This window comes from Pseudokineococcus marinus, assembly GCF_013004605.1.
In the GTDB taxonomy this organism is placed as follows: Bacteria; Actinomycetota; Actinomycetes; order Actinomycetales; family Quadrisphaeraceae; genus Pseudokineococcus; species Pseudokineococcus marinus.
Genome location: NZ_JABEMA010000207.1, coordinates 1 through 5,515 on the forward strand (window position 1 = coordinate 1; position 5,515 = coordinate 5,515).

6 protein-coding genes are annotated in these 5,515 nt (G+C 77.1%); 5 read left to right on the forward strand and 1 reads right to left on the reverse strand.

What is annotated here, in order from left to right:
• Nucleotides 1-107 precede the first annotated feature (107 nt).
• The 3 genes from HLB09_RS12220 to HLB09_RS12230 all read left to right on the forward strand — a co-directional run bounded on the left by HLB09_RS12220 (nt 108) and on the right by HLB09_RS12230 (nt 3,546).
• Nucleotides 108-2,126 carry an acyl-CoA dehydrogenase family protein gene (locus tag HLB09_RS12220; RefSeq protein ID WP_171203643.1) on the forward strand — a complete coding sequence of 673 codons (2,019 nt, stop codon included), beginning with the start codon at nt 108-110 and terminating at the stop codon, nt 2,124-2,126.
• Nucleotides 2,127-2,148: 22 nt separating this feature from the next.
• The gene (locus tag HLB09_RS12225; RefSeq protein WP_171203644.1) at nt 2,149-2,703 is read left to right on the forward strand and encodes a MarR family winged helix-turn-helix transcriptional regulator; all 555 of its coding nucleotides are present in this window, start codon (nt 2,149-2,151) and stop codon (nt 2,701-2,703) included.
• 63 nt (nt 2,704-2,766) lie between these two features.
• A complete protein-coding gene (locus HLB09_RS12230) occupies nt 2,767-3,546 on the forward strand; it encodes a lysophospholipid acyltransferase family protein (protein WP_171203639.1) in 780 nt (259 codons plus the stop codon).
• A 55-nt stretch (nt 3,547-3,601) separates the two neighbouring features.
• Here HLB09_RS12230 and upp read toward each other — a convergent pair whose 3' ends face one another.
• Nucleotides 3,602-4,237, reverse strand: coding sequence for a uracil phosphoribosyltransferase (gene upp / locus HLB09_RS12235; RefSeq protein WP_171203640.1), 636 nt, complete (start codon nt 4,235-4,237; stop codon nt 3,602-3,604).
• A gap of 36 nt (nt 4,238-4,273) precedes the next feature.
• On the opposite strand from upp, the gene HLB09_RS12240 reads away from it, so the two are divergent.
• Together HLB09_RS12240 and HLB09_RS12245 are read left to right on the forward strand one after the other, a co-directional pair.
• Nucleotides 4,274-4,897 carry a tRNA adenosine deaminase-associated protein gene (locus HLB09_RS12240; protein WP_171203641.1) on the forward strand — a complete coding sequence of 208 codons (624 nt, stop codon included), beginning with the start codon at nt 4,274-4,276 and terminating at the stop codon, nt 4,895-4,897.
• Nucleotides 4,898-4,935: 38 nt separating this feature from the next.
• Nucleotides 4,936-5,427, forward strand: a complete 492-nt coding sequence (locus HLB09_RS12245; protein ID WP_171203642.1) for a nucleoside deaminase — start codon at nt 4,936-4,938, stop codon at nt 5,425-5,427.
• Nucleotides 5,428-5,515: the final 88 nt, after the last annotated feature.

Genomic DNA, 5,515 nt, shown 5'->3' on the forward strand with positions numbered 1-5,515 from the left:
GGCGCGCCACGGGCCGGGGCGGCGAGCGCGGCGACGCCCAGAACGGCGAGCAGTCCGGCGCCCGGTCCGGCGACCGCGCCGTCGTCACCCCCGCCGACCTCACCGCGCTGCTGTCGGGCCGCTGGGGCTGGGTGCGCGAGGAGGCCCGGGCGACGCTGCCGGCCGGGATCTTCACCACCGACCCCTCGGCGCCGCTGGACGTCTACCGCGACGAGGTCATGGGGCTCGTGCGCGAGCTGGCCGCCACCGGCTCGCCCGCGCACGGCTTCCCCCGCGAGGTCGGGGGCGGCGGCGACGTCGGGGCGAGCGTCGTCCAGTTCGAGATGCTCGGCTACGGCGACCTGTCCGTGATGATCAAGTCGGGCGTGCACTTCGGCCTCTTCGGCGGCGCGGTGCAGAGCCTCGGGTCCGCCGAGCACCACCGCCGGTGGCTGCCCGCGACCATCGCCATGGAGACCGTCGGGTGCTTCGCGATGACGGAGACCGGGCACGGGTCCGACGTCGCCAACCTCGAGACGACGGCCGTCTACGACGCCGCGACGCAGGAGTTCGTGCTCACCACGCCGCACGACGGCGCCCGCAAGGACTACATCGGCGGGGCCGCGCGGCACGCGCGCGTCGCCTCGGTCTTCGCCCAGCTGGTCACCGGCGGCCCGGGGGAGGAGCCCCGCGGGCGCGGCGTCCACTGCTTCGTCGTGCCGCTGCGCGACGCCGACGGCGCGCTGCTGCCGGGCGTCGAGGTCGAGGACGACGGCGTGAAGGCGGGCCTCAACGGCGTCGACAACGGGCGGATCCGCTTCACGGGCGTCCGCGTGCCGCGCGAGGACCTCCTGGACCGCTTCGCCCAGGTGGCGCCCGACGGCTCCTACGCCAGCAGCATCGAGAGCCCCGGTCGGCGCTTCTTCACCACGCTGGGCGCCCTCGTCCGCGGGCGCGTGTGCATCGCCGCCGGCGCCGGGGCGGCCACCCAGCAGGCGCTCGCCGTCGCCGTCCGCTACGGCCTCACCCGGCGGCAGTTCACCCGGCCGGGGGCCGACGGGGCGCAGGAGGAGGTCGTCCTCCTCGACTACCGCGCCCACCAGCGCCGCCTCATGCCGGCGCTCGCGACCAGCTACGTCCTCCAGCTCGCGCAGAACGAGCTGACGGCGCGCCTGCACGACCTGCAGTCCGCGCCCGAGGGCTCGGTCACCGACGACGACCAGCGCGAGCTGGAGAACCGCGCGGCGGGGCTCAAGGCCGTGGCCACCTGGCACGCGACGTCGACCATCCAGACGTGCCGCGAGGCCTGCGGCGGCGCGGGGTACCTCGCCGCCAACCGGCTGCCCCAGCTCAAGGCGGACACGGACGTCTTCACGACCTTCGAGGGCGACAACACCGTCCTGCTCCAGCTCGTCGGCAAGGGCCTGCTCACCGGCTACGCCGAGGACTTCGGCGAGCTCGGCACGTGGGGGACGGTGCGCGCCGTCGCCGACCAGGTCCGCAGCCGCGTCATGGAGCGCACGACGGCGCGCGTCACGGTGCAGCGCCTCCTCGAGGCCGCCCCCGGGCGCGACGAGGACGCCGACCTGCGCGACCGCGGCTGGCAGATGCGCCTCCTCGTCGAGCGCGAGGCCCACCTGCTCGTCGGGGTGGCCCGCCGGCTGCGCCGCGCCAAGGCGCCCGGGGCCGACGCCGCCGCCGTCTTCGACGACGCCCAGGACCACCTGCTCGCCGCGGCCCGCGCCCACGTCGACCGCGTCGTCGTCGAGGCGCTCGTGGCCGCCGAGGAGGAGTGCGAGGACGACGCGACGGCCGAGCTGCTGGCCCGCGTCGGCGACCTCCACGTGCTGTCCCTGGTCGAGCGCGACCGGGCCTGGTACCTCGAGCACGGCTGGCTGACGCCGGGCCGCAGCAAGGCCGTCCTCGCAGCGGTGAACGAGCTGTGCCGCGAGCTGCGCGCCGACGCGCGCTTGCTCGTCGACGGCTTCGGCATCCCCGAGGCATGGATCACCGCGCCCATCGCCCACGGGGCGGTGCCGCAGCCGACGCCGGTCCCGGGGACGGGGCGCACGACGACCTCGACGGCCGGTGCGGCTCCGGTCGAGGACTCGGCGGCCGTCGCCGCCGTCCCGGTGCAGGCGGGGTGAGCGGCGTCCGCGGCAGGCCATGATGGGGCCCGTGGTGGACGAGGCGGCCGCGGGGCGCGAGCAGCAGCAGGGCCCGACGGCGCCCGGGCCGCGATGGCTGGACGACGACGAGCAGCGCACGTGGCGCGACCTGCTCGCCATGACCCAGCTCCTGCAGGTGAGCCTGGACCGGCAGATGCGCGCCGAGGCGGGCATGCCGCAGGCCTACTACACGGTCCTCGCCATGCTGTCCGAGGCGCCCTCCCGGCGGCTGCGGATGAGCGAGCTGGCGGCCATCACGACGTCCTCGCCCAGCCGCATCTCCCACGCCGTCACGCGGCTCGAGGAGAAGGGCTGGGTGGCGCGCTCGCGCGCCGCCGACGACGGCCGCGGCGCCGTCGCCGCGCTCACCGACGAGGGGTGGGACGTCCTGCACCGCACGGCCCCCGGCCACGTGGAGCACGTGCGGCGGGCGCTCTTCGACCCCCTCTCGCCCGCGCAGCGCGACCAGCTGGGGGAGATCTGCCGCGCCGTCCTCGGCGCCCTCGCGGAGGCCCCGCACGGCGCGCGGCGGGACGAGGCCGACCCCGCGGCCTGAGGCCGGGGGCCCCCTCCGGCCCCCGGGTGGGGGCGGCCCGCCGCGACGGCTACTGTCCTGCGGATGAGCAGCCGCGGCGGCGACAGGGGCGACCGCCCGGCCCGGGCGCGCCCCGAGCGCGTCTACCCCCCGGTCATCGGCCTGGCGAAGACGGCGTTCCGGGTGCTCGGCGTCCGGACCCGGCTCGAGGGCCTCGAGCACGTCCCCGCCACGGGCGGCGTCGTCCTCGCGATCAACCACGTCGGGTACGCGGACTTCGTCTTCGCGGGGCTGGCGCCGTGGGAGGCCCACCGGCGCCTCACGCGCTTCATGGCGAAGGAGAGCATCTTCCGCCACCCCGTCGCGGGGCCCCTCATGCGCGGCATGCACCACATCCCCGTCGACCGCTCGGCGGGCTCGGCGTCCCTGCGGGCCGCGCTGCGGGCCCTGCACGCCGGGGAGATCGTGGGCCTCTTCCCCGAGGCGACGATCTCGCGGTCCTTCACCGTCAAGCCCATCAAGTCCGGCGCGCTGCGGATGGCGGCGTCGGCGCGCGTGCCCGTCCTGCCCACCGCGGTGTGGGGCACGCAGCGGCTCCTCGGCAAGGGCAACCCGCGCGACCTCACCCGCGGCCAGACCGTCCAGGTGAGCGTCGGCGAGCCCCTCGAGGTGACCCCGCGGACCGTGGAGGAGTGCGCGGTCGAGCTGCGGCGGCGCCTGCAGGCCCAGCTCGACGCGCTGCAGGCGACCCACCCGGACACGGCGCACCCCGGGCCGCACGCCTGGTGGCTGCCGGCGCACCTCGGCGGGGCCGCGCCGACGCCCGAGGAGGCCGCCGAGGTCGAGCGCGAGCGGGGCCTCTAGCCCGTTCCGCCGCCCGCGGTCCGGGGTGGCCCGCCGTACGGGGCGGGCGGGGTCCTCAGACCACGCCGTAGAGGCGGTCCCCGGCGTCGCCGAGGCCGGGCACGATGTAGCCGTTCTCGTCGAGGCGCTCGTCGACGGCGGCCGTGACGACCTGGACCCGGGCGTCCTCGCCGACCGCGGCGCGCAGGGCCTCGACCCCCTCGGGGGCGGCGAGCAGGCACAGGGCCGTGACGTCGTCGGCGCCGCGCGCGAAGAGGTACTCCACCGCGGCGGCCAGGGTGCCGCCCGTCGCGAGCATGGGGTCGAGCACGTAGCACTGGCGGCCCGAGAGGTCGTCCGGCAGGCGCGTGGCGTACGTCGTCGCCTGGAGGGTCTCCTCGTCGCGGATCATGCCGAGGAAGCCGACCTCCGCCGTCGGCAGGAGGCGCGTCATGCCGTCGAGCATCCCGAGCCCGGCGCGCAGGATCGGCACGACGAGCGGCTTGGGCGAGCTGAGCCGCGTGCCCGTCGTCGGGCCGACCGGCGTGGTGATGGCGACGTCCGTCGTCCGCACGTCCCGCGTGGCCTCGTAGGCCAGCAGCGTGACGAGCTCGTCCGCCAGGCGCCGGAAGGTGGGGGAGTCGGTCTCGCGGTCGCGCAGCACCGTCAGCTTGTGGGCGACGAGCGGGTGGTCCGCGATGTGCAGGCGCATGGCGTCGACCCTAGCCGTGCGCCACCATCTGTCCCCATGTCCTACTTCACCGCCGTCATCACCTGCGAGGAGGGGGCCTGGCGCTCCCACGACGTCTCCATCGAGGAGATCACCGACCTGGAGGACCTCGCCGAGGTCCTGCGGGGCGTCGCCCCCGACGGCGGGACGGCCCTGGCGGTGCTCGAGCACGAGGACGAGTGGTTCGCCGTCGTGCGCGTCGACGGCGACGCCATGGCCGCCACGGAGGACGTCGACGAGGACGTGCGCCTCTTCGTCTCCGACCTCGCGGCGTCCCAGCGCAGCCACTACGGCGACCTCGTCGCCCCGGCGGCCGACATGGAGGCCGAGCTCGGCGACGAGCCGGAGGAGGCGCCCGAGGAGGTCACCGAGCCCGCGGCCCGCACGGCCGGCAGCCCCGAGGCCGAGGCGGCGGCCGCGGCGCCCGTCGTCGCCGACGTCGACGAGGAGGAGGACCAGCCCGACGAGCAGACCCCGGGCCTCGCGCTGTGGGCGGGCGACCCCGACGTCCTCTCCGACCTGGGCGTCGACCGCGCCCGGCTGCTCGAGGTCACCGAGGCCGCGCCGGAGGACCCGGACAGCGCGCTCGCGCAGATCGGCGCGGACTGCGGCTTCGACGAGCTGCTCGAGGCGCTGCGCTGACGGCGCCGCCGGGCTCGCCCGGCCACCTGGCAGCCCTGGTGGGCCTGGCGCTGGAGGCGGCCCGGGCGACCCCCGACGGCGACGTCCCGGTGGGCGCCGTCGTGCTCGGCCCCGACGGTGCGGTGCTCGGCGAGGGCACCAACCGCCGTGAGGCCGACGGCGACCCGACGGCGCACGCCGAGGTCCTCGCGCTGCGCGCCGCGGCCCGCCGCGCCGGCACGTGGCACCTCGCGGGGAGCACGCTCGTCGTCACCCTCGAGCCGTGCGCCATGTGCGCGGGGGCCCTGCTGCTGGCCCGTGTCGAGCGGCTCGTGCTGGGGGCGTGGGACCCGAAGGCGGGCGCCACGGGCTCGGTGCTGGACGTCGTGCGCGACCGCCGGCTGCCCCACCGGGTCGAGGTCGTCGGCGGCGTGCGCGAGGAGGAGTGCGGCGACCTGCTGCGAGCCTTCTTCGCGGCCCGCCGCGGGCGCCCGGGGGACGAGCCCGCCGTCGACGCCAGCCCCTGGACGCCCGGCGCCCGGCGGGAGTAGGACACCGGCCGTGGCCGAGGTCGACCCCTCCGAGGTGGCGCTGCTGCGCCTGGTGGCGCAGCGGCTGGCGGGGCCGGGCGAGCCGGAC